Origin of the sequence: Nonomuraea marmarensis (assembly GCF_043197025.1) — a bacterium.
Classification (GTDB): domain Bacteria; phylum Actinomycetota; class Actinomycetes; order Streptosporangiales; family Streptosporangiaceae; genus Nonomuraea; species Nonomuraea marmarensis.
The window spans coordinates 183,861-208,904 of the sequence record NZ_JBICRM010000006.1 but is presented as its reverse complement, the minus strand read 5'-3'; the positions used below and the strand labels follow the sequence as shown (position 1 = coordinate 208,904).

Sequence of the window (25,044 nt, the reverse complement as noted above, 5' to 3'; positions counted from 1 at the left end):
CGCGGAGCGGTCCCAACCCTTTACTTGATGCCCAGTGCGCCCGCGATCGCCTTCGCCGTCACCTCGATGATGTTGGGAACGTAGAAGATCACCCCGATGGCCACAGCCAGTATCAGGAATTGCACGAATCGCGTGATCTCGCGGGTGAAGAGGAAGAAGAGCGCGACCACGGAGACGACGACGAGGAACAACGGGGCGAAGAACGCGCGCAGGAAGTTCGCGAGCCCTCCGGTGTCGATGCCGGTCGGCGTCGGCGTCGGCGACATCTCGATCAAGGTGAGCACTACGGTCTTCAAGGTCACTTCTTGTCCTCCCGGGGGGTACCGATCAGCAGCGCGGCCGTGCTTCTATCCAACGACCCGACCGGCGCCGCGGATGTCGGCGACGAACCACTTGTCGCCCTGCTTCTCGACGGTCAGACGATAGGCCTGCTCCAGCCGCCCGCCCACCGCCGCTGGGTCGGTGGCGTTGGGGGTGGGCGGGACGTCGCCGTTCGGCACGACCCACACCACGACCGCCTGGATCTCTCGGGTGGCACCCCCCACAGGCACCACGACTTGCTTGAGCTCTGCGAAGGTGAAGGTGCCGCCGAAGCTCGGCAGGCTCTTGCCGGCGGCGACGTAGCGCTGGAGCCCGGCGGCGTCGCCGGAGGCGTAGTCCTTGAAGAAGCCCTCCAGTTGCGGTTTGAGCTCGGTCGCGGCCGCCTCGTCGATCTCCGGCGGCGCCACCTGGGGCACGTCGGCCGGAGCCGGGGCGGGCAGGATCGCGGGGCGGCCGACGACGGCGAACCTGCCGCCGCCCGCGTCGCCCGAGTAGTAGATCGGGACGGACAACATCAGCCGGCGCGGGCCCGACTGGAAGGCCACGCTGACCACGGCGTTCTTGGCGTCGGACGTCTCGATGTCGTACGGCTGGATGGCGACCGCCGCCAGCTGGCCGAAGCCGTCCCAGCCCATTTGCGGGTCCATGCCCTCGGCCAGGAACGCCGCCAGCTTGCGTGACCTGCTCGCCGCGTCTTCCGGGTTGAAATTCAGATAGACCCCGGCGAACTGGGCGGCGAAAGCCATGCCCCGGTCGGCGGGGAATCCGTCGTGCGCCTGCACGGTGCCATTAGTCGTCGCGGCACCTTGTTGGGTAAGCCGCTCAAATGGGGCACGAACCCCATTCACCACGATAACCGCAATAAGCGCCCAGAGAATGATGCGGCCGGTCCACACCAGCCACCGTCCGCCGCCGCCCGACCAGCCGCCGCGGCGCGGCCTGCGAGGCGGCGGCGTGCCGAAGTCGGCTGTGTCAGGGCGCACGGAAAGCTCGGGCTCGCCAGCGATCCGAGGATCGTGCTGGACGGTAGACCTACGAGCCATCACGCCTCCGCTCGCGCCGATCCCCCCGGCTGGCGCGGTGTCGTCCGTTGCCGATCCCCATCATCCGCGGTGAAGTAGTCACCTTATCCGGTCTCCGCCATTCTTCCAGGAAAGCCACGCCCATGCTGCAGGCATGACAGCCCTGACGGCAAACCGGGCACGCGTGACACGCCGTAGTGCCGATTCCTGTCACTTCCCGATGGAATCGGCTTTTGACCAGGCCAGACGCCTAAAATCGCATAGCGCGGCAGCCACGGATTCCTGTCCAAATCAGGCATGGACTCTTGGACTCTCGCGACCTGCGCATTCGGTATGGGTCGCGAGCGGAGGGGGTCGTCAGGCGGGCTCCGGGTCCTGTGTGGAGTGCGCCTGCCGCCTGCTGTGCAGGTCCACGACGGTCGGCCGCACCGCCCGCTCCAGGGAACCGCGCAGGTCCGCCAGCATGCCGGCCGCATCGCGTGCACGCATGCGGGTCGCCATCTCGTTGCGCTCGTCGACCTTCCTGCGCAGGTACGCCTCGCGGTTGACGCGCAGGCCGTACATGAGCTCGACCCTGATCAGGGCCAGCTCCTCCTCGAGGCTTATGCCGGCGAGCGTGGGCGCAGGGCGTGGTCTTCTCCGGATGATGCGACGGAGCTCGCGGATCATGAGGGCCTCCCGAGTCAGCGTGAACGCCGTGACGATTCGACGCGCGGGGGCCCAAAGTGGTTGACGCCTCAGTTGTCCCGGGATCAGACGTTGAAGCGGAACTCCACCACGTCGCCGTCGCGCATGACGTAGTCCTTGCCCTCGATGCGGGCCTTGCCCGCCGAGCGGGCGCCGGCGATGGAGCCCACCTCGACCAGCTCGTCGAAGGAGACGACCTCGGCCTTGATGAAGCCGCGCTGGAAGTCGGTGTGGATCACGCCGGCCGCCTCGGGCGCGGTGGCGCCCTTGATGATCGTCCAGGCCCTGGTCTCCTTCGGCCCGGCCGTCAGGTAGGTCTGCAGGCCGAGCGTGTCGAAACCGACCCTGGCCAGCTGGCGCAGCCCCGACTCCTCCTGGCCGACCGACTGGAGCAGCTCCAGCGCCTCCTCCTCGTCGAGCTCGACCAGCTCCGACTCGATCTTGGCGTCCATGAAGACGGCCTCGGCGGGGGCGACCAGCGCCGACAACTGCTCCCTGAGCGCCGTGTCGGCCAGCTCGTCGGAGTCGAGGTTGAACACGTACAGGAACGGCTTGGCCGTCAGCAGGTGCAGCTCGCGCAGCTCGTCGCGGTCGAGGCCGCTCTCGAAGATGGTCTTGCCGGTCTCCAGGACCCTCAGGGCGCCCTCCGCGGCCTCCAGCGCGACCTTCTTGTCCTTGTTGTTGCGCGCCTCCTTCTGCAGGCGCGGGATGGCCTTCTCGACCGTCTGCAGGTCGGCCATGATCAACTCGGTGTTGATGGTCTCGATGTCGCGCTTGGGGGAGATCTCGCCGTCCACGTGCGTGACGTCCGGGTCGTTGAAGACGCGGATGACCTGGCAGATCGCGTCGGTGTCGCGGATGTTGGCGAGGAACTGGTTGCCCCTGCCCTGCCCCTCCGACGCCCCCTTGACCAGGCCCGCGATGTCGACGAACTCGACCTTGGCGGGCAGGATGCGGGCCGAGCCGAAGATCTCGGCCAGCTTGGGCAGGCGGTCGTCGGGCACGCCAACGATGCCCACGTTGGGCTCGATGGTGGCGAACGGGTAGTTCGCGGCGAGTGCGTTGCCGGACTTTGTCAGCGCGTTGAAGAGCGTGGACTTGCCGACGTTGGGCAACCCGACGATGCCTATGGAAAGACTCACGGACGTTGAGTTTACTTGCTCAGCACGTCCAGACAGGTCACGGGACGGAAGGCGCGGTCAGCCTGCAGGTATCGCTCCGAGTTCGCCGGGCAGCGGGCGGCTGAGGTCTCGAAGGACAACACGCGGGCCCAGGCCAGGGGTGCGTCGCAGGATGTCCTGGTGACGGCGGATCTGGCTATCACGTCGGTGTCCGGCCTGGTCACGCACGATCCACGGTCGAGCACCTGGCCGCCGGGGCCCAGGCAGATCACGCGCGAGGTGTTGTCGCGCAGGGTGTCCAGAGTGCCGGGCGGGCAGGTCCGCGCGTCCGGTGTGATCGCGGCGGCTCTGCTGGCGCGGCGGGTCACCTCCCGAGCACGCGGTGATCGTTCCGGCCAGCGCCGCCACGGCGGCCAGCCGCGGAATCGCGTTCATCTCACTACTCTGCGTGACGGACGATGCGGCGGACAACCGGAACGCCCGAGCGTGTCGGGAAGATGCGCGCCCGATGTCCTGCAATCATCGATGGAGTGGACGTCGTCTCGCTTCTCATAGGCCTCGCCGTCGGGCTGGTCATCGGGTTCCTGGTGGCCAGGACGCGGGCGGCGGTGCGGGTGGCCGAGGCCGACGCGCGGGCCAAGTCGGCCGCCGAGAAGCTCGTCTACGTCGAGGAGCAGCTGACCGAGCGGTTCCAGGCACTGTCCACGCGCGCGCTCGACGTCAACAACGTCCGCTTCCTGGAGCTGGCCGAGACCAGGTTCGCGGCCAGCCGCGCGGCGGCCACGGGCGATCTCGACCAGCGCAGGCAGGCCGTCGAGCACCTGGTGGAGCCGCTGAAGGACGCCCTGGCCCGGGTGGAGTCACAGCTGCGCGACACCGAGTCGGGCCAGCGGGCGGCGCGGGCGGAGCTGGCCAAGCAGATGGAGTTCGTCCGGCAGAGCAACGAGCAACTGCGTTCCCAGACCACCGCCCTGGTCAGAGCCCTGCAACGGCCCGAGGCGCGCGGGCGGTGGGGCGAGCTCCAGCTCCGCAGGGTCGCCGAGATCGCCGGAATGCAGCGTTTCTGCGACTTCGACGAACAGGTCATGGAAGGCGCCATGCGCCCCGACATGGTGGTCAGGCTGGCCGGGGGCAAGAACATCGTGGTCGACTCCAAGGTGTCGCTGGCGGCCTATCTGGAGGCCGCGGAGGCGTCGGACGAGTCCCTGGCGACGGTCAGGCTCGACGCCCACGCCAGGCACGTACGCGAGCACGTCGACCGGCTGGCGGCCAAGGCGTACTGGCAGGGGTTCAATCCGTCGCCGGAGTTCGTGGTGCTGTTCATCCCCGGGGAGGCGTTCCTGGCCCCGGCGCTCGAACGCGATCCCAGTTTGCTGGAATACGCCATGACGCGCCGGGTGCACATCGCCACGCCGACGACGCTGATCACGATGTTGCGCACCGCGCACTACGCCTGGCAGCAGGCCGCGCTGAGCGAGAACGCGCGGGCGGTGTTCGAGCTGGGCAAGGAACTGTACGAACGGCTGTCGTCCCTCGGCAGGAACGTCGACTCGCTGGGCAGGGCTTTGACGCGGGCCGTGGAGGCGTACAACAAGTCGGTCGGTTCGCTCGAAAGCCGCGTCCTGGTCACCGCGCGCAAGCTGCACGATCTGGGCGTCGTGGACGGCGAGCTGGAATCCCCGGAGATGCTCGACGGGCTGCCCAGACCCCTGGCCTCCCCCGAACTGCTGGAAACCTCGCCTCTGTTTTCCCATTCGAACGGTAAGTTGGCCAACGGGTCGCAATAAACGGGGGGTGGGTCAGTGGGTGAACGAGGCAGGCGTCCGGCGGTCAGGCTGACCGCTCGCGGTGCCATCGCACTCGCCCTGGTCGCCACCTTGGCCGGATATGTCCTGACGGCCCTGCTCGACGTCCAGTACATCGTCGGGGTCGCGTTCGTGCTGGCGAGCCTGCTGGGCGTGCTCCTGGTCAACCGGCGCGAGCTGTTGTCGCTGGTGGTGACACCGCCGCTGGTGTTCTTCTGCGCCACGCTGTTCGTGGAGCTCGGGCGGGCGTTCGGCTCGGTGTCGATCGTGCAGTCGCTGGCGCTGGGGCTCTACACGTCGCTGACGCGGGGCGCGCCGTGGTTGTTCGCGGGCTCGGCCGTGGTGCTGGGCGTCGCGTGGCGGCGCGGGCTGCGGGACAACGTACGGGAGCTGCGGGAAGAGCTGAAGGCGGGCGCGGAGGTGCCGCGCCCGCGCCAGCCGTTCGTGCCCGAGCCCGAGGGCTATTACGAGCCCAAGGTGTACGGCACTCCGCGGGGCGAGGACTAGGACGCCCGGAGGTCCTTGCGCAGCTCGTGGGGCAGGGCGAAGCGCATGCTCTCCTGCACCGGCTCGACCTCCGTCACGTCGTGGAACCCGTGCCCGGCCAGCCGCGCGAGCACCTGCTCGACCAGCTCCTCCGGGACGGACGCGCCGCTGGTCACGCCGACCGTGGTGACCCCTTCGAGCCACTCGTCCGCGATGTACTCGGCATTGTCGACCAGGTACGAGGCGTCCGCGCCGTAGTCCTTGGCCACCTCGACCAGCCGCTTGGAGTTGGAGGAGTTTTCCGAGCCGACCACGATGACGAGCTGCGACTCCGCGGCGATCTCCTTGACCGCGACCTGCCGGTTCTGGGTGGCGTAGCAGATGTCGTCGCTCGGCGGGTCGATCAGCGTGGGGAAGCGCTCCTTGAGCCGGGCGACCGTCTCGACGGTCTCGTCGACCGACAGCGTGGTCTGCGACAACCACACCAGCTTGCTCGGGTCCTTCACCCGTACGTCGTCGACCGCGCCGAGCCCGTCCACGAGCTGGATGTGCTCGGGGGCCTCACCCGAGGTGCCCTCGACCTCCTCGTGGCCCTCGTGCCCGATCAGGAGGATGTCATAGTCCTGCCCGGCGAACCTCTTCACCTCGTTGTGCACCTTGGTGACCAGCGGGCAGGTAGCGTCGATCGTGCGCAACCGGCGCCGCTTCGCCTCGTCGTGCACGGCGGGCGAGACGCCGTGGGCGGAGAAGACCACGATCTCCCCCTCGGGCACCTCTTCGGTCTCCTCGACGAAGACGGCGCCCCTGGCCTCCAGCGTCTTGACGACGTGGGTGTTGTGGACGATCTGCTTGCGTACGTAGATCGGGGCACCATACTGCTCCAGAGCCTTCTCGACCGCTACCACGGCTCGATCGACTCCGGCGCAGTATCCGCGTGGCTTGGCTACGAGGACTCGGCGGGAAGTGGGGGTCTGGGGCTCCATACTTTCTATGCTACGTGGAGCGGCCATCAGGCCCGCGCGTGCATGGTTGCCCGCGGTTTGCCAGACTGACCGTCCAATACTGACCTCCCAGGGAGACGTTCATGTCCCTCAGCGACGTGATACGCAACATCACCAAGACCATCACCAGCAAGGATGAGCTGAAGGAGAAGGCCAAGGACCTTCCGCTGCTCGTCGTCCAGACGACGCTCAGCGCCGCAGGGCAGGCGCTGCTGCTCGTGGATCGGGTGAAAAACTCGATCAGGGGCCTCGGCAAGAAGGAGGAGCGCGAGGAGGAGTACGACTCCCGTCCCTCCGCCGCCGACCAGGTCGCCGCGGCGCCGTCCGACTCGAAGGCCGACGAGAAGGGTACGGACGACAAGCCCGCTCGCAAGGAGCCGGTCATCTTCGCCCCGCGCCCCGGCACCGCCGAGCCCAACGGCTCCGCCAAGACCAAGCCCGACCCGGTCATCTTCGCGCCGGCGGGCAAGACCGACACGGCCACCATCACAGAGCCCGAGGCCGCCCCGAAGACCGAGACAGCCCCCAAGGCCGCCCCCGAGACCGAGGCTGCCACCGCATCGGCCACGGCCCCCGCCGTCGAGCCGAAGGCCGCCGTGGCGGAGGAGGCCAAGCCGGTCGCCGCTCCTGAGGCGCCCGCTGCCGGCGCGCCCGCCGCCGAGAAAAAGGCCGCTGTGACCGAGAAGGCCGCACCCGCCGCTCCCAAGGCCGCCGTCGCGGAGGAGCCCGCCGCGGCGGCTGAGCCGGCGGCCGCGGCCGTCGCCGTGGACCTGGCCGAGCCGCTGCCCGGCTACTCCGAGCTGACCGTCGCCTCCCTGCGCGCCAGGATGCGGGGCAAGACCGCCGAGCAGATCGGCGACTTCCTCACCTTCGAGCGGGCGACGACGGCACGGCCCGAGGTCATCCGGATGTTCGAAAACCGCCTCGCCAAGTTGCAGGCCGCCGAATAACCCGCGGGGGAGAGCCCCCGCGAACCCCCCAAAGGCGAGGAAGAAAGCGTCCTATCCTTCGGGGAAGCGGAGCTCCCCCGTAGTCTGCCTCCATGGCCTCGCAGACCACACCCGAGTCTCCCCTGCCGATCCGCACGGTCCTGCAGATGGTGGGCGGCTGGATCGGCAGGCTCGGCACGGTCTGGGTCGAGGGGCAGATCACCGACCTGAGCGCGCGTGGCGGCACGGTGTTCCTGACCCTGCGTGACCCGGTGGCCAACGTGTCCGCCAGGGTCACCGCCCCGCGCGGCGTCTACGAGGCGACCGTGCCGCGGCCGGCCGACGGCGCCAGGGTCGTGGTGCACGTCAAGCCCGACTTCTGGGTCAACAGAGGCTCGTTCGCCTTCACCGCGCTGGAGATCCGTCCGGTCGGAGTGGGCGAGTTGCTGGCCAGGCTGGAGCGGCTCAGGCAGTTGCTGGCCGCCGAGGGGCTGTTCAACGCCGACAGGAAGCGGCGGCTGCCGTTCCTGCCGAGCACGATCGGGCTCATCTGCGGCCGGGACTCCGCAGCCGAGCGCGACGTGCTGGAAAACTCGCGCCGGCGCTGGCCCGCCGTGCGGTTCAAGGTCGAGGAGGTGGCCGTCCAGGGGCCCTACGCGGTGGGCGAGGTGACCGAGGCGCTGCGCAAGCTCGACGCCGACGCCGAGGTCGACGTGATCGTCATCGCCCGTGGCGGCGGCTCGCTGGAGGACCTCCTGCCGTTCTCCGACGAGACGCTCGTACGTTCGGTCGTCGCCTGCCGCACCCCCGTGGTGAGCGCGATCGGCCACGAGCAGGACAGCCCGCTGCTCGACCTGGTGGCGGACATCCGCGCCTCCACGCCCACCGACGCGGCCAAGAAGGTCGTGCCCGACGTCGGCGAGCAGCTGACGCTGGTGCGCCAGCTTCGCGACCGGGGGCGCAGGGTGCTGAGCGGCTGGCTCGACCGCGAGCTGTCCTGGCTGACGTCGGTGCGGTCACGGCCCTCGCTGGCCGATCCCGTACGGGAGTTGGAGCGCAGGGCCGAGCAGGTCGAGGCGCTGCGCGACCGGGCCAGGCGCTCGCTGACCGGCTCGCTCGACCGGGCCACCGACGACCTCACCCACCTGCGGGCCAGGCTCGTCGCCCTGTCCCCCGCGGCGACCCTGGAGCGCGGCTACGCCATCGTCCAGCACCCGTCAGGCGAAGTGGTACGCCTGGCCAAGGACGTCTCCCCCGGCGCCCTGCTGACGATCCGCCTCACCGACGACCGCCTCACCGTCCGCGCCGAGGACCCCGGCGAAACCGAAACCTCCTGACCGCCCTCCGCGCGAGGCCGAGACGCCCCGACCGTGCATGCGGAGAGCGCGCGGCGAAACTGGGGGCGCACCGGCGGTTCGGGGTCTACGTTCGGCACATGAGAGGACTCACGCAGGTCGCCCAGCACGCCGACGACCTCGACAGGGCCACCGCTTTCTACCGCGACGTGCTCGGCCTGCGGCACATCGCCACCTACCGGCCTCCGGGGCTCGCCTTCTTCGACCTCGACGGCGTACGGCTGCTGATCGAGAAGGGCGCGCCGCCCGCCGTCCTGTACCTCGCCTCCGACGACCTCGAAACGGACGTCGCGCGCCTGCGGGCGCACGAGGTGGCGATCGTCGAGGAGCCGCATCTGATCTTCACGGACGACGGCACGTTCGGCACGCCGGGGAGGGAGATCCGGATGGCCGCGTTCAAGGACTCGGAAGGCAACCTGCTCTGCTTGATGACCTGAGCCGGCCCGCAGGGCCTAGCGCGTGACGGCCGCGGCCAGCCTCGCCAGGCCGGACTTGATGTCGTCGATGGTCAGGCCGCGTTCCTCCCGCTGGTAGGCGATCAGGCAGGCGTTGACCGGCGCGAGCAGGGCGTCGGCCAGGAACGCGGCGTCGGCGCGCGGGCAGGCCTCGGCGAGCAGGCTCGCGAGGTGGATGTGGTGCACCTTGTACGGCCCGCCGTACTTGCCGGTCTTCGCCCCCTTCTCCAGCAACATGAACAGCCCCTGCTGGTCCACGATGCGGTCCACCAGCGCGTACAGGAACGCCGTGATCCTCTCGAAGGCCGGAGCTCCTGGGCCGAGCGGCGGCGGTCCGGAGAGGAAGGCCGCCTGGAACCGTCGTTCCCGCTCGTCGATCAGCGCGTAGATCAGCCCCGTCCGGTCGCCGAAGCGCCGGTAGACGGTGCCCACGCCGACGCCGGCCACGCGGGCCACCTCGTCGAGCGAGAGGTCGTCGGCGCCGCGCTCGGCGATCATCCTGGCGGCGACCTCGACGATCTTCTGCCGGTTGCGTGCGGCGTCGGCCCGCTCCTGCTGGGGTTGCCCGACGACGGGCAACGATCGATGTCCGCGCACGGATGGAGCATACCGCTTGTAAGCGGAGGTTCCTCCGATTAGGCTCCGAATCGGAGATTCCTCCGATTCAAGGAGTCAGGATGCCCAACGAGTTCAACCAGCAGATCATCGACGAGTTCCGGGCCAACGAGGGCCGGGTGGGCGGCATGTTCGAGGGCGCGGCGCTGGTGCTGCTCACCACCACGGGAGCCAAGAGCGGCAAGCCGACCACCTCGCCGGTGATGTATCTGGAGGACGACGACCGCTATGTCGTCATCGCCTCCAACGGCGGCGCGGACCACCACCCGGCCTGGTATCACAACCTGCGCGCCACGGCTGAGGCGACGGCGGAGATCGGGACGGAGAAGTTCGAGGTCAAGGCCCTACTCGTCGAGGGCGAGGAGCGTGACCAGCTCTATGCCAGGATGGTGGCGAAGGCGCCGGGGTTCGCCGAATACGAGGCCAGGACCAGCCGCCGCATCCCCGTGGTGGCACTTCACCGCACCACCGCCTGACGGTCAGAAGGGGGCGTCGTCGGCGTGGCCCGAGGTGGGCTCGGACCTGCGGGCCATGGCGGCGGCCAGCTTGACCCTAGCCCCCTGGAGCCACTCCTCGCAGACGGCCGCCAGCTTCTCGCCGCGCTCCCAGAGCTCGATCGACTGCTCCAGGGTGAGCCCGCCCGTCTCCAGGCGGCGGACCACCTCGGTCAGCTCCTCGCGGGCCTGCTCGTATGAGGGTGCCTTGTCGTCTGCCACGGTCACCACCCTAGACGTGGTGACCGACATCCGCCGACCAGGCGCGGTCAGCCCTTGGGCCGCTGCTGGAGCCGTCCCGCCAGCTCGGCCAGCTCGGGCCAGTCGGCCGTACCGATGATCACCAGCGTCACCTCGGGCAGCACCCGGACCAGCGAGCGCTGGTTCTTGTCCGAGCGGAAGCGCTGCTCCCACGTCACCCCGCCGACCTGCTGCGTGCCGGCGGCCTTGTCGGTGTTGGCCATGCGGCCGACGAACCCGGCCGCCGGCTGCTCGTTGCTCTGCACGAACATCGCGTGCTCCCGCTTGGCCGTGGCGAAGCCGAGGTAGAGGACCTGTGCGCCGTTCTCGCCCACTGCGATCTTGTTGCTGTTGGGTATCCAGCCCGGCGGGTCCTTCGGCGGGGCCCACACACCGTACGGGACCGCGTGGCCGAAGTTGGCGACGGTGATCGAGTAGTCGAGCCGCGGGATGTGCTCCTCCCGGCTCTGCGGCGTGACCAGCAGGAAGAGCCCGGCCCCGGCGAGGCAGACGAACAGGGCTACCGCGTAGCCGTAGAAACCTTGGGTGAACCGTCGCACAGTTGGCGAGGTTACCCGCTGGCGGAGGCGGTCGCGGAAGTGGCCGGGCGGATCTGGCCGATGATGGCCAGCACGTCCTCGGCCAGGCCGCGATCGCCCGAGAGCACCACCTCGGACACGGCCGCGGCCAGCGCCCCGGTGATCACCACGACGAGCGCCGGCTCGTCCTCGAACAGCGCCGCGTTGCGCTGCGCCCACTTGCGCAGCCGGTCGCGCATGACCACGTCGAAGCCGGGCGGGCCGTCGCCGCGCAGGAACAGCGCGGCCAGCTCGCGATCCTCCAGGCATCCGTCGAGATAGGCGCGAGCGGCGCTGATGAACACGCGCATCGGGTCGTCCTCGCCGGCGGCCCGGGCCGCGCGGGCGGCCTGCTTGGTCCGCTGCCACTGTGCGGCCTGGAACTCCTCGAACAACGTGAGGTAGAGGTCCGCCTTGCCGGAGAAGTGGTGGTAGAGGCTGCCCACGCTGGCGTCGGCCTTCGCCACCACGTCGGTCACGCCCGCCTCGGCGAAACCCTTGGAGACGAAGACCTCCCTGGCGGCGGCGAGCAGCGAGCTACGCGTGGCCGCGCCGCGCTCGGACGTGCGCGGCTGGGCGACCACGTTTTCGACATCGCTCATCAGGGATCTCCTCCACGGCGGGGCGCCATGCTCCATGGTGGAGGCAAGATCCTTGACACGCACACGGTATGGCGCAAATCCGTTCTCCGTTTATGCAGGGCAACCATGTCGAAGCTTACCGATGTCACCCCCCACCAGTGCGTACCGGATTATCCCCATCAAACCGGGAAAAGAGAGGCATCTACCATCGACGTAGACGTCCTACGAGGAGGCCACTCATCATGTCCGATCAGACATCGGTCCCGGCGGCGCTCGCCACGGGCGAGCGCGCCCCGGATCGAAACCTGGCGATGGAGCTCGTCCGCGTCACGGAGGCGGCCGCGATGGCGGCGGCCCGGTGGGTTGGCCGAGGTGACAAGAACGGCGCCGACGGCGCGGCGGTGAACGCCATGCGCCAGCTGATCAACACGGTCTCCATGAACGGCGTGGTGGTCATCGGCGAGGGCGAGAAGGACCACGCCCCGATGTTGTACAACGGCGAGCGCGTCGGCGACGGCAGCGGCCCCGACTGCGACGTGGCCGTGGACCCCATCGACGGCACCAGGCTGACCGCGCTGGGCATGCCCGACGCGGTGTCGGTGATCGCGGTGAGCGAGCGCGGCTCGATGTACGACCCGTCGGCCGTGTTCTACATGGAGAAGCTGGCCACGGGCCCGGAGGCGGCCGACGTGGTGGACATCGAGGCCCCCGTGTCTGTCAACGTCAACGCGGTCGCCAGGGCCAAGCACTGCTCGCCGTCCGACGTGACGGTGGTCGTGCTCGACCGGCCCAGGCACGAGCGGCTGGTCAAGGAGATCAGGGAGACGGGCGCGCGGATCAAGTTCATCACCGACGGCGACGTGGCCGGCGCGATCATGGCGGCCCGCGCGGGCACCGGGATCGACCTGATGCTGGGCATCGGCGGGACGCCCGAGGGCATCGTGGCCGCGTGCGCGCTCAAGTGCCTGGGCGGCGTGATCCAGGGCAAGTTGTGGCCGCGCGACGACGCCGAGCGCGGCAAGGCGGTGGACGCCGGGCATGACCTCAGCCAGGTGCTCACCACGAACGACCTGGTCAGGTCCGACGACGTGTTCTTCGCGGCGACCGGGATCACGCGGGGCGAGCTCATGCAGGGCGTACGGTTCCGGGCGGGCTCGGCGGTGACGGATTCGCTGGTGATGCGCGGCCGGTCGGGGACGATCCGCAAGATCGAGAGCGAGCATCAGCTCTGGAAGCTGCGGGCGTACAGTGCGATCAACTTCGACACCGCGGGCTGAGCGGCACGCTCAGCGGCGGCGCTTGCGGCGGGGTGGCTCCTTGACCTTGACCTCGCCGGCGAAGTTCGTGGTGCGTACCTCGACCACGGGCGCGCCCGGCTCGGTCGGCTGTTTGGTCAGGCGCACGGTCTTGCCCTTGGCGACCCTGATCACCTCGAGCCCCTCGGGCACGTGGATCTCCAGCCCGCCGAAGACGAGGGTGGCGTTGATAATGATCTGCCGGTTCTGCAGGATCGCATCGCGGAAGTCCAGCTTGGTGGTGCCGAACATGGCCGTCACCTCGAGCTCGGCCGGCACGACCCAGCGCCCGCCGCGCTGCTCCTTCTTGAAGATGGCCGACACCGGGCGGTCGTCGAGGTTGAGCGGCTGCTCCTCGGCGGGCAGCAGGTCGATGGTGAGCCCGGCCAGCTCACCGAGCGTGCGCGCGGCGTAGAGGACGCCGAGCCGCTCCTCCAGCTCGTCGAGGGTGAGCCGGCCGTCGGCGTGGGCATCCTGGAGCACCTGCGCGATGCGCTCGCGGTCGGCGTCGGACGCGCGTAGCTCGTGCGGCTGCGGCGCGCCGCTCGTCGCGGGGGGACGGCGGGCCGACACGATTTCCTCGGCCAGGCGCTCTCCGACTTCCTGCAGCTTCGGCAACCACGACCCCGCGCGTTCGTTCACACATCAGACGATAACCGGCGCGAGAAGGATTCGCTCGTCCCGAACGGACCCGCATCAGCGGATTCGCGCCAGAAGTCCGGTGATCTCCTCGGCCAGCTCCTCGTTCACCTCGGCGTGGCGGTTGAGCAACCGGTACCACATCGCGCCGAAGACGAGGTCGACGGCCAGCTCCAGGTCCACGTCAGCGGGTACGGCCCCGCGCGCCAGCACGGCCCGCAAGGCGGCGCGGCGCGGCCCGATGATCCTGGCCCGCAGCTCGGCGGCCAGCCCGGGATCGGTCTGGGCGTCGGCCATCAGCCCCACGACGACCTGCCCCGCCACCCCCTGGGCCAGCGCGAACGTCTGCTCCAGGAACGTCACCAGATCCGCCCGCGGGTCGCCGCTGTCGGGCGTCGGCGGGAACTCCGTGGCCAGGATGTCGGTCAGGCCCTCCATCAGGACCTGTGCCTTGGTCTGCCACCAGCGGTAGACGGTCTGCCTGCCGCTGCCCGCCGCCTGGGCGATGCCCTTCATGGTCACGTTGTGGTATCCGTCGCGGGCGCACAGGTCGAGCGCGGCCCGGAGGATCGCCTTCCTGGCCACTTCGCTGCGCGGTCTGCCAACCATGGCGCTCACTTTACAAGACACAGTGCCTCGTTTTATATTCGAGGCAGGATGTCTCGTATTGAGAGGAGCGCAGTGATGCGAGTAGCGATCGTGGGCGGCACGTCCGGCATCGGCCTGGCGACGGCCACCCGGCTGGTCGCCGACGGCGCGGAGGTGTTCGTCACGGGACGCTCGGAGGAGCGCCTGAGTTCGGCGTTGAAGCAGCTCGGCGACCAGGCGAGGGGCGAGGCCGTTGATGCACGTGACACGGAGGCGATGCGGGCCGTGTTCGACAGGCTCGGCACGATCGACCATCTGATCGTCACCGTGACGCGCCGCGGCGGCGCCGGGCCGCTGAGCGAGCTCACCCGCGAAGTGCTGTCCGGCGTGGTGGAAGACAAGCTGATCCCGCATCTGCTGACCGCTCAGGCGGCGCTCGGCGTGCTGAACCCACAGGGTTCGATCACGTTCGTGACGGCGGCATCGGCGGGCGCGGCCCTCTCCGGCGTCGCACCGCTGGCGGCGGTGAACGGAGCCATCGAGGCCACGGTCCCCGGCCTGGCCGTCGAGCTGGCGCCCATCCGGGTGAACGCGGTCTCCCCCGGCGTGATCGACACCGACTGGTGGTCGGTGCTGGGCGACGAGGCGCGCGCCGCGTTCCTGGAGGGCGCCGCCACGAGCCTGCCGGTCGGGCGCGTCGGCACGCCCGAGGACGTGGCCGCCACGATCGAGTACGTCGTGCGCAACGCGTTCGTAACCGGCACGGTGCACACCGTCGACGGAGGGGGGCGGCTGAAGGCATGAGGACGATCCTGATCACCGGGGCCACCGACGGCCTCGGCAGGGAGCTGGCCCGCAGGCTCGCGGCGGCGGGCGACCGCGTGATCGTGCACGGCCGCGACCCCGATCGGGTGCACGCGGCGCGCGAGCGGGCAGGCGGCGACACGGAGGGCGTCGTGGCCGACCTGGCCGAGTTGCGCCAGGTCGAACGGATGGCGGCGGAGGTGCTCGACCGGTTCGACCGGCTCGACGTGCTGGTCAACAACGCCGGGGTCGGCGGCGGCAAGCCGTTCTCCGGCCGCCAGGAGAGCGCCGACGGCATCGAGCTCCGCTTCGCGGTCAACTACCTGGCCGGATACCACCTGACACGGCGACTCGTGCCGCTGCTGGCGGCCTCGGCGCCCGCCCGCGTGGTCAACGTGGCCTCCGTGGGCCAGCAGGCCATCGACTTCGCCGACCCCATGCTCACCACGGGCTACAGCCGGCAGCGCGGCTACAGCCAGAGCAAGCTCGCGCAGATCATGTTCACGTTCGACCTGGCCGAGGAGCTGGCGGGCAAGGGGGTGACGGTCAACGCGCTGCATCCGGCGACGTTCATGAACACCTCGATGGTCCGCGAGGCGCTGGTGCCGCCGATCAGCAGCGTCGGCCAGGGCGCCGCGGCCACGCTGCGGCTGGTCGACGAGCTCGACGGGGTGACCGGGCGCTACTTCGACCAGCGGCGCGAGAGCAGGGCCAACGCGCAGGCGTACGACCTGGAGGCCAGGAAGCGGCTGCGCCACCTGAGCAACGATCTCATCCGGCGCGCGCTGGCCTGACCGGAATCTTCGCGAGCCTCCGGCCGTTGGTCCGGCAAAGGGAGGTGTGTGCGTGCATCAACCGGCGCGATGGGGTCTCGGCGCGGCAGTCGCGGGACTGGCGGTGATCGTCGGCCTGGATGTGACCAGCCTCGACGAGATGAACCCGCTCAGCCGGACCATCAGCGAGCACGGCCTCGGTCCGAACGGCTGGATTTTCGGGCTCGGAGTGGCGCTGCTGGCGGCGGGGTCGGTGGCCATCGCGGTGTCGCTCGCACGCAAGAGGCTGGCCGGGGTCTTCGGCACGGTCACGCTCATGGCCTGGAGCGCAGGGCTGTTCGTGACGGCCTGGTTCGAGAAGCACGACTGGTCGGTCGGGCCGAGCATGAGCGGGAGCATCCACCGGGTGGGCAGCGTCGTCGCCTTCCTCAGCCTGCCGCTGGCCGCGCTGATCATCGCCAGGCCGTGGCGGCACCGCTCATGGGCCACGCGGATGGCGTTCGGGCTCGGGATCTGCTCCGTGTTGTGGGTGGTGGGCATCGCCGCGGTGGCGTTCATCGCGGCCGGAAACGGGTTGCCGTGGTGGCGGGTCATGCCGCTGGGGCTGGTGGAGCGCGGCCTGGCCGGCACGGAGGTGGCCACGCTGCTGGCGCTGGGCGTGTGGGCCGCCGCCAGGAGCCTGGACGGCGATGTGGCCTGGCGTAGCAGCCTGAGCAGCCGCTAACCTGACCCAGCCTCACGTTTGATTTCCCCCCGATCAGGAGGCCGCCGTGCCATCCTCGCGTGATCGCCAGGCCCGCCTCGCCACGTACGTCGTCTACGGCGTACAGGGACTGTCCTTCGCCTCGCTGCTCATCCAGGTCGCGAACCTGCAGGCCAAGCACGGGCTCGACGAGGGCACGCTGACGCTCCTGCTGCTGATCGTGCCCGTGTTCGCGGGCGTCGGCAGCGTGGCGGCGGGCGAGTTCGCCGCCCGGCTCGGCAGCAAGCTGCTGTTGCGGATCGCCCAGCCGCTGGTGGCCGCCGCCGTGGTGCTCATCGGGCTCGCGCCGAGCGTGCCGCTGCTGGTGCCGGTGCTGCTGCTGTTCGGGGTGGCGGTGGGCGCGGTGGACGCCGGCATGAACATGCAGGGCGTGGCGGTCGAGCGCAGGTACGGCATGCAGGTGCTGAACGGGTTCCACTGCGTGTGGAGCGTGTTCAGCCTGGCCGGGGCGCTGTGGGCGTCGGTGGCCGCCGGCCTCCCGCTGCCGCTCGTCATGGCGGCCCCGATGGTCCTGGCGATCGCGGGCTCCCTCTACGCCGGGCGGGACCTGTGCACGGTCGAAGAGGAGAAGGTGGAGGGCACCGCCGTGTCCGCCGCCGCCCGGTTCCCGTGGCGGCCGATCATCCCGCTCTGCCTGGCCATGGGCTTCCTGTACGTCGGCGACGCCTCGGTGTCCAACTTCAGCACCGTGTTCATGAAGGACGTGCTGGAGGCAGGAGCGAGGGTGATCCCGCTGGCCTACGCCGCGTACCAGGCGACCACGCTGGTCGTCAGGCTCGGCGGCGACCTCGCGGTCAGGCGGTACGGCCCCGCCGCCATCGTCAGGATCGGCGGCCTGATCGCCACGCTGGGGTTCCTGGGCGTCGTCCTGGCTCCGAACCAGCCGCTGGGCATCGTCGCGTTCGGGCTGACCGGGGTGGGGTTGTCGGTGGTGGCGCCGCAGTCGTTCTCGGCGGCGGGCAAGCTGGACCCGGCGGGGACCGGGGTGGCCATCGCCAGGGTGAACCTCTTCAACTACGTCGGCTTCATCGTCGGCGCGGCGCTGGTGGGCGGCCTCGCGGACGCCGCGGACATGCGGGTGGCGTTCGCCGCGCCGCTGGTGCTGGCCGCCGCGATCATCGCCCTCGCGCGCGGCTTCGAACCACGCCGCCAAGCCCCCGATCCCGCCACCGCCTGAGGGGTGTGGCGTTCAGGAAGGGGACAGCCTGGAGACCGCTGTGCCCACGGCCAGCGCACCCCTGGCCGGATGGTCGGCGGCGATGATCAGGAGATGGGCGCGCCTGCCGGGTTCATCGCCGCACCTCAGCTACCTCGACGGGGCGGCGTTCGCGCAGCGACAGGTCGGCGGCCTCGGCCACGTACAGCGCCTCCAGGGCGTCCTCGATCGAGCAGAGGCTCTTGTCGCTGGTCAGGAAGCCGTCGATCTCGCCGCGGTAGGCGGTCTCGAAGCGGGTGACGAAGTCCGGCCAGGGGTCCTCCAGACTCGGCAGGTCCTCCGTCGTGAAGAGGGGAGCGCGGGGGCTCAGCCCGACGGCCTGGGTGCGCCTGGTGCCCGCAAGCTCCATGCGTACGTCGTACCCGCCGCCGTTGTAGCGGGAGCCCTGCAGGGTGGCCAGCGTGCCGTCGTCCAGCGTGAGCAGCGCGGCGCTGTTGTCCACGTCGCCCGCCTCGGCGAAGAAGGCGGCGCCGCGGTTGGCCCCCGTCGCGTAGACCGAGACCACCTCGCGGCCCGTCACCCAGCGCAGGATGTCGAAGTCGTGGATGTGGCAGTCGCGGTAGACGCCGCCGGAGGTCGCGATGTACTCGGCGGGCGGCGGCGCGGGATCGGCGGTGACCATGTGAACGCGATGCAGCTCGCCCAGCTCTCCGGCGCGCAGCGCGCGCGCCGCGGCCATGTATCCCGGGTCGAACCTGCGCTGGAACCCGATCTGCACCCGGTTCCCCGCGCTCGCCTCCAGCACCTTGACGGTGTCGGGAACCGTGCCCGCGACCGGCTTCTCACAGAAAACCGGTATGCCCCTTTCGCAGGCTTTGATGATGAGCTCGGCGTGGGTGCCGGTCGGGGTCGCGATGACCACGGCGTCCGACTCGAACGGGTCTCCCGGCCTGCCGTACGGCGACGTACGTACGGGGTCGGCCACGATCAGCTCGTCCACCAGCGGATGCGCGGCCAGGGTCGCGGCATGAAAGGCCCCGATCCGGCCCAGCCCCAGCAGTCCCACACGCATGGCGTCTCCAATCAGCCGGGCGGGGAGCCCGCTCCCCGCAAATGATCGCCTATTCCACGCCTTTTTGGCGGGGAGCCCGCTCCCCGCAAATGATCGCCTATTCCACGCCTTTTATGGGGGGGACACGGGGGGCGTGCCCCCCGTGGGTCATTCGGACCTTCAAGCTTCGGACGGCCTCGGCGGCCTTGTGCGCCGGCAGCCGGGCGAACCCGACCACCACGGCCGGCGGCCCCTGAGACTCCCGCATCGGAGCCACGGGCTCCGCCGACAGGCCCACGACCTGCGCCAGCCGGGCCGTCCGGTGCTCGTCGCAGCCGTCCGGCAGCTCCAGGTACACGTGCAGCCCCGCCTCGATCCCCCTGACCCTGATCTTCGGCATCTCCTCGGCCAACGCCCTGACCAGGGCGTCCCTGCGCCGACGGTATTCCCTGCGCATCCGGCGCAGATGCTTGTCGTAGCCGCCGGTACGCAGGAAATGGGCCAGCGCGTGCTGTTCGATGACCGGCGAGCCCAGGTCCAGCTCGCCCCGCGCCCGGCGGATCGCCTCCGCCAGCTCGGCGGGCGCCGCCACCCAGCCGAGGCGCAGCCCCGGGGCCAGCGCCTTGCTGACGCTGCCGGACAGGACCACGCGGTCGGGGGCCAGCCCCTGGAGGCAGCCGACGGGGTCGCGGTCGAAGCGGAACTCGGCGTCGTAGTCGTCCTCCAGGATCGTCCGGTTGCCCGCGTAAGCCCACTCCATCAGGGCGGCCCGGCGTGGCGGCGAGAGCACCACGCCGGTCGGGTACTGGTGCGCGGGCGTTACCAGGACAGCGTCGCCACTCAGTTTGCGCACGTCCAGGCCCTCCTCGTCCACAGGAACCGGTACGAGGTGCGCGCCCGCCCGCCTGAGCAGGGGGACCTGGCGATGGCTCGTCGGGTCCTCGACGGCCAGCCGGAGCGGGCGCTGCTGGCTCAGCACGTGCAGAACCAGGCTCAGCCCCTGGGCCACACCGCCCACGATGACGAGGTTCTCCGGCCGCACGTCCGCCGCCCTGACCCTCCTGAGGTACCCGGCCAGCTCTTCCCGCAGCTCAGGCACGCCCCCAGGGTCCCCGTAGTCAAGAGCGTCGGAGGGTACGGTGGTCAGCACGTGCCTCACGGCGGCGAGCCAGCGTTCACGGGGGAAGTGGCTGAGGTCGGGGGAGGTCGGACGATGACCGTAGTAGGGGGCGCACACGGGGGTGCTCGACGCCCTGCGCGCCAGTCTGGGCCCCAATGGTGTTCGCTGCGGGGGGTTGGCGCGAGTGGCGGTCTTGGGGGTGACCTGGGTGCCGACGCCCACCCGGGAGACCAGGAAGCCTTCGGCGACGAGCTGCTCGTACGCCTCCACCACCACACCCCTCGACACCTGGAGATCGGTGGCGAGGTCGCGGGTGGCGGGCAGGCGGGTGCCGGGAGTGAGCCGGCCGCCCCTGATGGAGTCGCGCAGCTCGGAGGCGATCTGCCCGGCGATTCCCCCCTCATCGCGATTTATGCGGATATGGAGGTCAGCCATATTGGTCCTGTCTTTTGGCGGGACATTGGACTGTTTGTGCGAACCATTGTCTCCCTAGCATCCTTCGCATGAGAAACGGAAGCGTGGGCGCCGCCTCGGCCATGTTCCTCGTCGGAACGCTGGCCGGGGTGACGGGCCTGATCGACGGCTATCCCATATACGGCGGACAGGCAGTGCGGTATCTCGTGGCAGCGGTCATCCTGCTTGTCATAACGCGAGCGCTCGGCCTGCGGTTCGTACGACTGACGCCGCGCGAGATCCTGTGCCTCGCCGGGCTCACGATGCTCGGCCTGGTGATCTTCAACGTCTGCGTGGTCGAGTCGACCCGCGATTCGGGACCCGCGCTGGTCGGGACCGTTCTGGGCACTGTGCCACTGGCTCTGGCGCTGGCCGGAGGGAAGCCCCCGCCCCGGCTGCTCATCGCGGCGGGCGTCGTGGTGGCCGGGGCGACGCTGGCCACGGGACTCGGCAGCGGCAACCTGACCGGCCTGCTGTGGGCGCTCGGAGCGCTCGTGGGCGAGGTGAGCTTCTCCATGCTGGCCATCCCGCTGCTGCCCAAGCTGGGCGCGATCAGGGTGTCGGCCTATTCGACGGCGCTGGCCGTACCCCTGCTGGTCGCGGTCGGGCTGGTCGACGAGGGGGCGGGCATGTTCAGGGAGCCCACGACGGCCGAGGTCCTCGGGTTCGCCTATCTGTCGATCGTGATCACGGTGGGGGCGTTCTTCCTCTGGTACACCTCGCTGCCCAAGCTGGGCGCCGGCCGGGCCGGGCTGTTCGCGGGGCTCATCCCGGTGGGCGCGATCGTCACGGGGGTGGTGCTCGGGATCGCCATGCCGTCCGCGTACGACCTGCTGGGCGCGGGACTGGTGATCGCGGGCATCACGCTGGGCCTGGCCGCCGAACGATCCCGGGCGAAGGCGGCCGTCTCCGAGGCGTAATCTCTTGGAGAACCGAAAGGATGGTCATGGGCGAGTTCGACTACACCGACCTGCTTCCGCTTGGAGCCGATGAGACCGAATATCGGCTGATCACATCGGAGGGGGTGCGGAAGGTCGAAGCGGCTGGGCGTACGTTCCTCGAGGTCGAGCCGGAGGCGTTGCGGCTGCTGACCGAGACGGCCATCCACGACATCTCCCACTTCCTGCGGACATCGCACCTCGCCCAGCTCAGGAAGATCGTCGATGACCCCGAGTCCAGCGGCAACGACCGGTTCGTCGCGCTCGACCTGCTGAAGAACGCCTCCATCTCGGCCGGCGGCGTGCTGCCCATGTGCCAGGACACCGGCACCGCGATCGTCATGGGCAAGCGCGGCCGCCACGTGCTGACCGACGGACTCGACGCCGAGCACCTCTCGCGCGGCGTCTACGACGCCTACACCAAGCTCAACCTGCGCTACTCCCAGATGGCCCCGCTCACCATGTGGGAGGAGAAGAACACGGGCAACAACCTGCCCGCCCAGATCGAGCTGTACGCCGAGGACCCGCACGGCCACCCGGACGAGTACAAACTGCTCTTCATGGCCAAGGGTGGCGGCTCGGCCAACAAGTCGTTCCTGTACCAGGAGACCAAGGCCGTGCTCAACGAGAAGCGCATGCTGGCCTTCCTGGAGGAGAAGATCCGCTCGCTGGGCACCGCCGCCTGCCCGCCGTACCACCTGGCCGTCGTCGTGGGCGGCACTTCCGCCGAGTTCGCCTTGAAGACCGCCAAGTACGCCAGCGCCCGCTACCTCGACTCGATCCCCACCGAGGGGTCGGCGTCCGGGCACGGGTTCCGCGACCTGGAGCTGGAGGCCAAGGTCTTCGAGCTGACGCAGAAGCTGGGCATCGGGGCGCAGTTCGGCGGGAAATACTTCTGCCACGACGTACGCGTCATCCGCCTGCCCAGGCACGGGGCCTCCTGCCCGGTGGCCATCGCCGTCTCCTGCTCGGCCGACCGCCAGGCGCTGGCCAAGATCACGCCAGCGGGCGTGTTCCTGGAGAAGCTGGAGACCGACCCCGCGCGCTTCCTCCCGGAGACGACCGACGAACACCTCTCGGACGACGTCCTCCAGGTAGACCTCAACCGCCCCATGCCGGAAATCCTCGCCGAATTGACGAAATATCCCGTTAAAACCCGCCTATCCCTCACCGGCCCCCTCGTGGTCGCCCGCGACATCGCACACGCGAAGATCGCCGAGTTGCTGGACAACGGCGGCGAGATGCCGCAATACCTCAAGGACCACGCCGTCTACTACGCGGGCCCGGCCAAGACCCCCGAAGGGTACGCCTCCGGCTCGTTCGGTCCCACCACCGCCGGGCGGATGGACTCGTACGTGGAGCGGTTCCAGGCGGCGGGCGGCTCGATGGTGATGCTGGCCAAGGGCAACCGGTCGAAGCAGGTCACGGAGGCCTGCGCACAGCACGGCGGCTTCTACCTGGGCTCCATCGGCGGTCCGGCGGCCCGGCTGGCGCAGGACTGCATCAAGAAGGTGGAGGTGCTCGAATATCCCGAGCTCGGGATGGAGGCGGTGTGGAAGATCGAGGTGGCCGACTTCCCCGCGTTCATCGTCGTGGACGACAAGGGCGACGACTTCTTCACCGACCGCACGGGCCCGGTCCTGACCATCGGCCGCCGCTGACACCCGCCGTAACATGGCGGCGCCCGTCAGGCGGCAGGCGCAACGTGTCCGAATGGGTGGTGGCACCGCAGATAGCAGAGGCTCGATTGCCGTGGCACCGCACGCGGCGGTGTGCGCGTCTGCCGTAGATGGTGGCGGCTGGCAACGAGCGCGCGCTGCTGGCGGTTGCAGTGTGGTCGCGGGCGGCGGCGCGTAGGCCGCGGATGGCACCGTCAGGCGCTGAAGGGGGCCGGGTAGGTGATCGTGCCGCTCGGCACCGGCCGGGACGGGTCCAGCACGAGCGCCATCATGGCCTCGTCCGGCACGTCGAAGGGCACCCTGATGCCGTAGGCGGAGGCGCGGCCGAAGCCGAAGCGCGGGTAGTAGCCGGGGTGGCCGAGCACGAGCACGAGGCTCTCCCCCAGCTCGCGGGCCTTGGCGAGCCCGGCGGCGATGGCGGCGGAGCCGGCGCCCTGCCGCTGGTATGCGGGCAGCACGGCGCAGGGCGCGAGGGCCAGCGCGGCGCTCCCGTCGACGTGGCAGCGGGTGAACAGGACGTGCCCGGCCACGACCCCGTCGTGCTCGGCCACGATGGACAGGCCGGGCAACCAGGCGGGGTCCTTGCGGAGCGCGTCGACCAGGTCGGCTTCGAGCGAGGTGGGGAAGGCCGCGAGGTTGACCTCGCGGATCGCCGGTATGTCTCGCTCCTCCTCCGGCCTGGTGACCCAGGAGAGCTTCACGCGGCGACCGGTGACCGGTGCGGCGCCACGACCTTGCCGTCGGGCAGCAGCAGGCCGGTGTCATCGAACAGCACGACGCCGTTGCAGAGCAGGCTCCAGCCCTGGTCGGGGTGGGCCGCGATCACATGCGACGCCTCACGGTCGGGCGAGTCGGCACTTGGGCAAGGGGGGTAGTGACAGCACATCGCGCACCTCTCAGATTGCGCTCCTGATTGCGGGTTCTCAAAAGGGCAGCGAACGCCCCGACGGAGTGCGAAGATCCAGCGTGGCTCTGGTCGGTCTTTTCGGCCGGCGGCGAACCTGGGTCTGTCGCATCTTCATCACGTCCTTCTTCAGTGGCCTGTCGTCAGTGGTGGAACCTCGGTGCATCCCCAGTGTGACGATCGGCACCGACAGTTTTCCGTCGTCTCCGGGGGCTCGCCTTCTTTCTTGGCTTAACCATGCCCCCGGCCCCTTACGACACCCTTACAACTCACTGACATGGTCCCGTGGTTCCTGTCAGTCAGCCTGCCGTACGCCTGAAGGTCCCCTACTAGGCATCATGCACATTTATCCGTGACGCGAGTGTGCCGATCGACACACACCCCGGCGAGCTGCGAGAACGCGCTCCGAGAAACCGGGCGGAGATGCGTGCGCGGGCGGCGGTAAGCCGCCCGCGCCGCGGGACCCAACTGACTTTCACCACAATGCCAAGGCAAGACCTAGGCCGCAAGCCTGATGCAGTTGCGAATAAGTTGCAATAGTGTCTGTAGAGATCGACAAGGAGGACCATCCATGGGGGACTACTCCCTTCCCGACATGCCGTACGACTACGCCGCGCTCGAGCCCGCCATCACCGGCGAGATCCTGGAGCTGCACCACGCCAAGCACCACGCGGCCTACGTCAAGGGTGCCAACGACACCCTCGAACGCCTCGCCGAGGCCCGTGACAAGAGCGAGTTCACCAACCTGGTGGGGCTGGAGAAGACGTTCGCCTTCAACCTGTCAGGACACGTGCTGCACTCGATCTTCTGGGAGAACCTCTCGCCCGACGGCGGCGACCGCCCCGACGGACCGCTCAGGGCCGCCATCGACGAGCACTTCGGTACGTTCGAGGCGTTCCAGAAGCAGCTCACCACCGCCACGTCGACCGTGCAGGGCTCCGGCTGGGGCGTGCTGGCCTGGGAGCCGATGAGCCGCAGGCTCGTCGTCGAACAGGTCTACGACCACCACGGCAACGTGGGCATGAACACCACGCCGCTGCTCGTGTTCGACGCCTGGGAGCATGCGTACTACCTTCAGTACCGCAACGTCCGCCCGGACTACGTCGAGAAACTCTGGGGTCTCATCAACTGGGCGGATGTGGCCAGGAGGTTTGCTGACGTGACGAGTCAGGCGGGTTGACTTAAGTTCGC

Annotated in this window: 30 protein-coding genes; 14 read left to right on the top strand and 16 right to left on the bottom strand. The window is 69.6% G+C overall.

Annotated features, from left to right (window positions below; genetic code table 11):
• Positions 1–20: 20 nt before the first annotated feature.
• The 5 genes from ACFLIM_RS12210 to ACFLIM_RS12190 form a co-directional block, all read right to left on the bottom strand.
• Positions 21–266: a hypothetical protein gene (locus tag ACFLIM_RS12210; RefSeq protein ID WP_240779991.1), complete on the bottom strand. Its 246-nt coding sequence runs from the start codon at positions 264–266 to the stop codon at positions 21–23.
• Between the two features lie 81 nt (positions 267–347).
• Positions 348–1,103, bottom strand: coding sequence for a conjugal transfer protein (locus tag ACFLIM_RS12205; RefSeq protein WP_393164620.1), 756 nt, complete (start codon positions 1,101–1,103; stop codon positions 348–350).
• A 597-nt stretch (positions 1,104–1,700) separates the two neighbouring features.
• Positions 1,701–2,012 (bottom strand): hypothetical protein, encoded by a 312-nt coding sequence (locus ACFLIM_RS12200; protein WP_393164619.1) that lies wholly within the window; start codon positions 2,010–2,012, stop codon positions 1,701–1,703.
• Between the two features lie 83 nt (positions 2,013–2,095).
• A complete protein-coding gene (gene ychF / locus ACFLIM_RS12195) occupies positions 2,096–3,172 on the bottom strand; it encodes a redox-regulated ATPase YchF (RefSeq protein WP_393164618.1) in 1,077 nt (358 codons plus the stop codon).
• Positions 3,173–3,183: 11 nt separating this feature from the next.
• Positions 3,184–3,519 (bottom strand): hypothetical protein, encoded by a 336-nt coding sequence (locus ACFLIM_RS12190; RefSeq protein WP_393164617.1) that lies wholly within the window; start codon positions 3,517–3,519, stop codon positions 3,184–3,186.
• 153 nt (positions 3,520–3,672) lie between these two features.
• On the opposite strand from ACFLIM_RS12190, the gene rmuC reads away from it, so the two are divergent.
• Positions 3,673–4,938 (top strand): DNA recombination protein RmuC, encoded by a 1,266-nt coding sequence (rmuC, locus tag ACFLIM_RS12185; protein WP_393164842.1) that lies wholly within the window; start codon positions 3,673–3,675, stop codon positions 4,936–4,938.
• 15 nt (positions 4,939–4,953) lie between these two features.
• Positions 4,954–5,463, top strand: a complete 510-nt coding sequence (locus ACFLIM_RS12180) for a DUF6542 domain-containing protein (protein ID WP_393164616.1) — start codon at positions 4,954–4,956, stop codon at positions 5,461–5,463.
• Here the strand turns inward: ACFLIM_RS12180 and ACFLIM_RS12175 are convergent.
• Positions 5,460–6,425 carry a 4-hydroxy-3-methylbut-2-enyl diphosphate reductase gene (locus ACFLIM_RS12175; protein WP_393164615.1) on the bottom strand — a complete coding sequence of 322 codons (966 nt, stop codon included), beginning with the start codon at positions 6,423–6,425 and terminating at the stop codon, positions 5,460–5,462. The two genes, ACFLIM_RS12180 and ACFLIM_RS12175, sit on opposite strands and share 4 nt — an antisense overlap.
• Before the next feature lie 101 nt (positions 6,426–6,526).
• Between ACFLIM_RS12175 and ACFLIM_RS12170 the strand changes: the two genes are divergently transcribed.
• The 3 genes from ACFLIM_RS12170 to ACFLIM_RS12160 all read left to right on the top strand — a co-directional run bounded on the left by ACFLIM_RS12170 (position 6,527) and on the right by ACFLIM_RS12160 (position 9,164).
• Entirely contained in the window at positions 6,527–7,393 is an 867-nt protein-coding gene (locus ACFLIM_RS12170; RefSeq protein WP_393164614.1) for a hypothetical protein, read from the top strand.
• Positions 7,394–7,485: 92 nt separating this feature from the next.
• Entirely contained in the window at positions 7,486–8,709 is a 1,224-nt protein-coding gene (gene xseA, locus ACFLIM_RS12165; RefSeq protein ID WP_393164613.1) for an exodeoxyribonuclease VII large subunit, read from the top strand.
• 98 nt (positions 8,710–8,807) lie between these two features.
• The gene (locus ACFLIM_RS12160; RefSeq protein ID WP_393164612.1) at positions 8,808–9,164 is read left to right on the top strand and encodes a VOC family protein; all 357 of its coding nucleotides are present in this window, start codon (positions 8,808–8,810) and stop codon (positions 9,162–9,164) included.
• A gap of 15 nt (positions 9,165–9,179) precedes the next feature.
• Here the strand turns inward: ACFLIM_RS12160 and ACFLIM_RS12155 are convergent, their stop codons facing one another.
• The gene (locus ACFLIM_RS12155) at positions 9,180–9,779 is read right to left on the bottom strand and encodes a TetR/AcrR family transcriptional regulator (RefSeq protein ID WP_393164611.1); all 600 of its coding nucleotides are present in this window, start codon (positions 9,777–9,779) and stop codon (positions 9,180–9,182) included.
• 80 nt (positions 9,780–9,859) lie between these two features.
• On the opposite strand from ACFLIM_RS12155, the gene ACFLIM_RS12150 reads away from it, so the two are divergent.
• On the top strand, positions 9,860–10,273 hold the full coding sequence (locus ACFLIM_RS12150; RefSeq protein WP_393164610.1) for a nitroreductase family deazaflavin-dependent oxidoreductase: 414 nt from the start codon (positions 9,860–9,862) through the stop codon (positions 10,271–10,273).
• Positions 10,274–10,276: 3 nt separating this feature from the next.
• Here the strand turns inward: ACFLIM_RS12150 and ACFLIM_RS12145 are convergent, their stop codons facing one another.
• From ACFLIM_RS12145 to ACFLIM_RS12135, 3 genes are read right to left on the bottom strand one after another with little or no spacing between them, the layout of a single operon-like run.
• Positions 10,277–10,513, bottom strand: coding sequence for an exodeoxyribonuclease VII small subunit (locus tag ACFLIM_RS12145; RefSeq protein WP_393164609.1), 237 nt, complete (start codon positions 10,511–10,513; stop codon positions 10,277–10,279).
• Positions 10,514–10,560: 47 nt separating this feature from the next.
• Positions 10,561–11,091 (bottom strand): DUF4245 domain-containing protein, encoded by a 531-nt coding sequence (locus tag ACFLIM_RS12140; protein ID WP_393164608.1) that lies wholly within the window; start codon positions 11,089–11,091, stop codon positions 10,561–10,563.
• A gap of 11 nt (positions 11,092–11,102) precedes the next feature.
• Positions 11,103–11,711 carry a TetR/AcrR family transcriptional regulator gene (locus ACFLIM_RS12135; protein WP_393164607.1) on the bottom strand — a complete coding sequence of 203 codons (609 nt, stop codon included), beginning with the start codon at positions 11,709–11,711 and terminating at the stop codon, positions 11,103–11,105.
• 221 nt (positions 11,712–11,932) lie between these two features.
• Between ACFLIM_RS12135 and glpX the strand changes: the two genes are divergently transcribed.
• Positions 11,933–12,967 (top strand): class II fructose-bisphosphatase, encoded by a 1,035-nt coding sequence (gene glpX / locus ACFLIM_RS12130; RefSeq protein ID WP_393164606.1) that lies wholly within the window; start codon positions 11,933–11,935, stop codon positions 12,965–12,967.
• A gap of 9 nt (positions 12,968–12,976) precedes the next feature.
• On the opposite strand, the gene ACFLIM_RS12125 is transcribed toward glpX, so the two are convergent.
• Both ACFLIM_RS12125 and ACFLIM_RS12120 read right to left on the bottom strand, forming a co-directional pair.
• Positions 12,977–13,627 carry a DUF1707 SHOCT-like domain-containing protein gene (locus ACFLIM_RS12125; protein ID WP_393164605.1) on the bottom strand — a complete coding sequence of 217 codons (651 nt, stop codon included), beginning with the start codon at positions 13,625–13,627 and terminating at the stop codon, positions 12,977–12,979.
• A 54-nt stretch (positions 13,628–13,681) separates the two neighbouring features.
• Positions 13,682–14,233, bottom strand: a complete 552-nt coding sequence (locus ACFLIM_RS12120; RefSeq protein WP_393164604.1) for a TetR/AcrR family transcriptional regulator — start codon at positions 14,231–14,233, stop codon at positions 13,682–13,684.
• 75 nt (positions 14,234–14,308) lie between these two features.
• On the opposite strand from ACFLIM_RS12120, the gene ACFLIM_RS12115 reads away from it, so the two are divergent.
• Genes ACFLIM_RS12115 through ACFLIM_RS12100 form a run of 4 tightly spaced genes read left to right on the top strand, consistent with a single transcriptional unit; the run spans position 14,309 to position 17,729 of the window.
• Positions 14,309–15,016, top strand: coding sequence for an SDR family oxidoreductase (locus ACFLIM_RS12115; protein ID WP_393164603.1), 708 nt, complete (start codon positions 14,309–14,311; stop codon positions 15,014–15,016).
• Positions 15,013–15,810 carry an SDR family NAD(P)-dependent oxidoreductase gene (locus ACFLIM_RS12110; RefSeq protein WP_393164602.1) on the top strand — a complete coding sequence of 266 codons (798 nt, stop codon included), beginning with the start codon at positions 15,013–15,015 and terminating at the stop codon, positions 15,808–15,810. The genes ACFLIM_RS12115 and ACFLIM_RS12110 overlap by 4 nt, the downstream gene beginning before the upstream one ends.
• Positions 15,811–15,862: 52 nt before the next feature.
• A complete protein-coding gene (locus tag ACFLIM_RS12105) occupies positions 15,863–16,513 on the top strand; it encodes a DUF998 domain-containing protein (RefSeq protein WP_393164601.1) in 651 nt (216 codons plus the stop codon).
• A 46-nt stretch (positions 16,514–16,559) separates the two neighbouring features.
• Entirely contained in the window at positions 16,560–17,729 is a 1,170-nt protein-coding gene (locus tag ACFLIM_RS12100) for an MFS transporter (protein ID WP_393164600.1), read from the top strand.
• 112 nt (positions 17,730–17,841) lie between these two features.
• Here the strand turns inward: ACFLIM_RS12100 and ACFLIM_RS12095 are convergent, their stop codons facing one another.
• Both ACFLIM_RS12095 and pdxR read right to left on the bottom strand, forming a co-directional pair.
• On the bottom strand, positions 17,842–18,780 hold the full coding sequence (locus tag ACFLIM_RS12095) for a Gfo/Idh/MocA family protein (protein WP_393164599.1): 939 nt from the start codon (positions 18,778–18,780) through the stop codon (positions 17,842–17,844).
• A 97-nt stretch (positions 18,781–18,877) separates the two neighbouring features.
• The gene (gene pdxR, locus ACFLIM_RS12090) at positions 18,878–20,314 is read right to left on the bottom strand and encodes a MocR-like pyridoxine biosynthesis transcription factor PdxR (RefSeq protein ID WP_393164598.1); all 1,437 of its coding nucleotides are present in this window, start codon (positions 20,312–20,314) and stop codon (positions 18,878–18,880) included.
• A gap of 68 nt (positions 20,315–20,382) precedes the next feature.
• Here pdxR and ACFLIM_RS12085 point away from each other — a divergent pair, with 68 nt between their 5' ends.
• Both ACFLIM_RS12085 and ACFLIM_RS12080 read left to right on the top strand, forming a co-directional pair.
• Positions 20,383–21,252 (top strand): DMT family transporter, encoded by an 870-nt coding sequence (locus ACFLIM_RS12085; protein WP_393164597.1) that lies wholly within the window; start codon positions 20,383–20,385, stop codon positions 21,250–21,252.
• 26 nt (positions 21,253–21,278) lie between these two features.
• Complete coding sequence (locus tag ACFLIM_RS12080; protein ID WP_393164596.1) at positions 21,279–22,931, top strand: fumarate hydratase; 1,653 nt, start codon at positions 21,279–21,281, stop codon at positions 22,929–22,931.
• A 212-nt stretch (positions 22,932–23,143) separates the two neighbouring features.
• Here ACFLIM_RS12080 and ACFLIM_RS12075 read toward each other — a convergent pair whose 3' ends face one another.
• The gene (locus ACFLIM_RS12075) at positions 23,144–23,650 is read right to left on the bottom strand and encodes a GNAT family N-acetyltransferase (protein WP_393164595.1); all 507 of its coding nucleotides are present in this window, start codon (positions 23,648–23,650) and stop codon (positions 23,144–23,146) included.
• Positions 23,647–23,835, bottom strand: a complete 189-nt coding sequence (locus ACFLIM_RS12070) for a DUF5999 family protein (protein WP_393164594.1) — start codon at positions 23,833–23,835, stop codon at positions 23,647–23,649. Before ACFLIM_RS12070 ends, ACFLIM_RS12075 begins: the two co-directional genes overlap by 4 nt.
• A 589-nt stretch (positions 23,836–24,424) precedes the next feature.
• On the opposite strand from ACFLIM_RS12070, the gene ACFLIM_RS12065 reads away from it, so the two are divergent.
• Entirely contained in the window at positions 24,425–25,033 is a 609-nt protein-coding gene (locus ACFLIM_RS12065; RefSeq protein WP_393164593.1) for a superoxide dismutase, read from the top strand.
• The last annotated feature ends 11 nt before the right edge of the window (positions 25,034–25,044 follow it).

Coding starts and splice junctions, on each gene's coding strand:
- pdxR (WP_393164598.1), bottom strand. CDS start 20,314: ATGGCTGACCTCCATATCCGCATAAATCGCGATGAGGGGGGAATCGCC.
- ACFLIM_RS12135 (WP_393164607.1), bottom strand. CDS start 11,711: ATGAGCGATGTCGAAAACGTGGTCGCCCAGCCGCGCACGTCCGAGCGC.
- ACFLIM_RS12110 (WP_393164602.1), top strand. CDS start 15,013: ATGAGGACGATCCTGATCACCGGGGCCACCGACGGCCTCGGCAGGGAG.
- ACFLIM_RS12210 (WP_240779991.1), bottom strand. CDS start 266: ATGTCGCCGACGCCGACGCCGACCGGCATCGACACCGGAGGGCTCGCG.
- ACFLIM_RS12095 (WP_393164599.1), bottom strand. CDS start 18,780: ATGCGTGTGGGACTGCTGGGGCTGGGCCGGATCGGGGCCTTTCATGCC.
- ACFLIM_RS12065 (WP_393164593.1), top strand. CDS start 24,425: ATGGGGGACTACTCCCTTCCCGACATGCCGTACGACTACGCCGCGCTC.
- xseA (WP_393164613.1), top strand. CDS start 7,486: ATGGCCTCGCAGACCACACCCGAGTCTCCCCTGCCGATCCGCACGGTC.
- ACFLIM_RS12160 (WP_393164612.1), top strand. CDS start 8,808: ATGAGAGGACTCACGCAGGTCGCCCAGCACGCCGACGACCTCGACAGG.
- ACFLIM_RS12115 (WP_393164603.1), top strand. CDS start 14,309: ATGCGAGTAGCGATCGTGGGCGGCACGTCCGGCATCGGCCTGGCGACG.
- ACFLIM_RS12085 (WP_393164597.1), top strand. CDS start 20,383: ATGAGAAACGGAAGCGTGGGCGCCGCCTCGGCCATGTTCCTCGTCGGA.
- glpX (WP_393164606.1), top strand. CDS start 11,933: ATGTCCGATCAGACATCGGTCCCGGCGGCGCTCGCCACGGGCGAGCGC.
- ACFLIM_RS12080 (WP_393164596.1), top strand. CDS start 21,279: ATGGGCGAGTTCGACTACACCGACCTGCTTCCGCTTGGAGCCGATGAG.
- ACFLIM_RS12175 (WP_393164615.1), bottom strand. CDS start 6,425: ATGGAGCCCCAGACCCCCACTTCCCGCCGAGTCCTCGTAGCCAAGCCA.
- ACFLIM_RS12170 (WP_393164614.1), top strand. CDS start 6,527: ATGTCCCTCAGCGACGTGATACGCAACATCACCAAGACCATCACCAGC.
- ACFLIM_RS12200 (WP_393164619.1), bottom strand. CDS start 2,012: ATGATCCGCGAGCTCCGTCGCATCATCCGGAGAAGACCACGCCCTGCG.
- ACFLIM_RS12070 (WP_393164594.1), bottom strand. CDS start 23,835: ATGTGCTGTCACTACCCCCCTTGCCCAAGTGCCGACTCGCCCGACCGT.
- ACFLIM_RS12150 (WP_393164610.1), top strand. CDS start 9,860: ATGCCCAACGAGTTCAACCAGCAGATCATCGACGAGTTCCGGGCCAAC.
- ACFLIM_RS12120 (WP_393164604.1), bottom strand. CDS start 14,233: ATGGTTGGCAGACCGCGCAGCGAAGTGGCCAGGAAGGCGATCCTCCGG.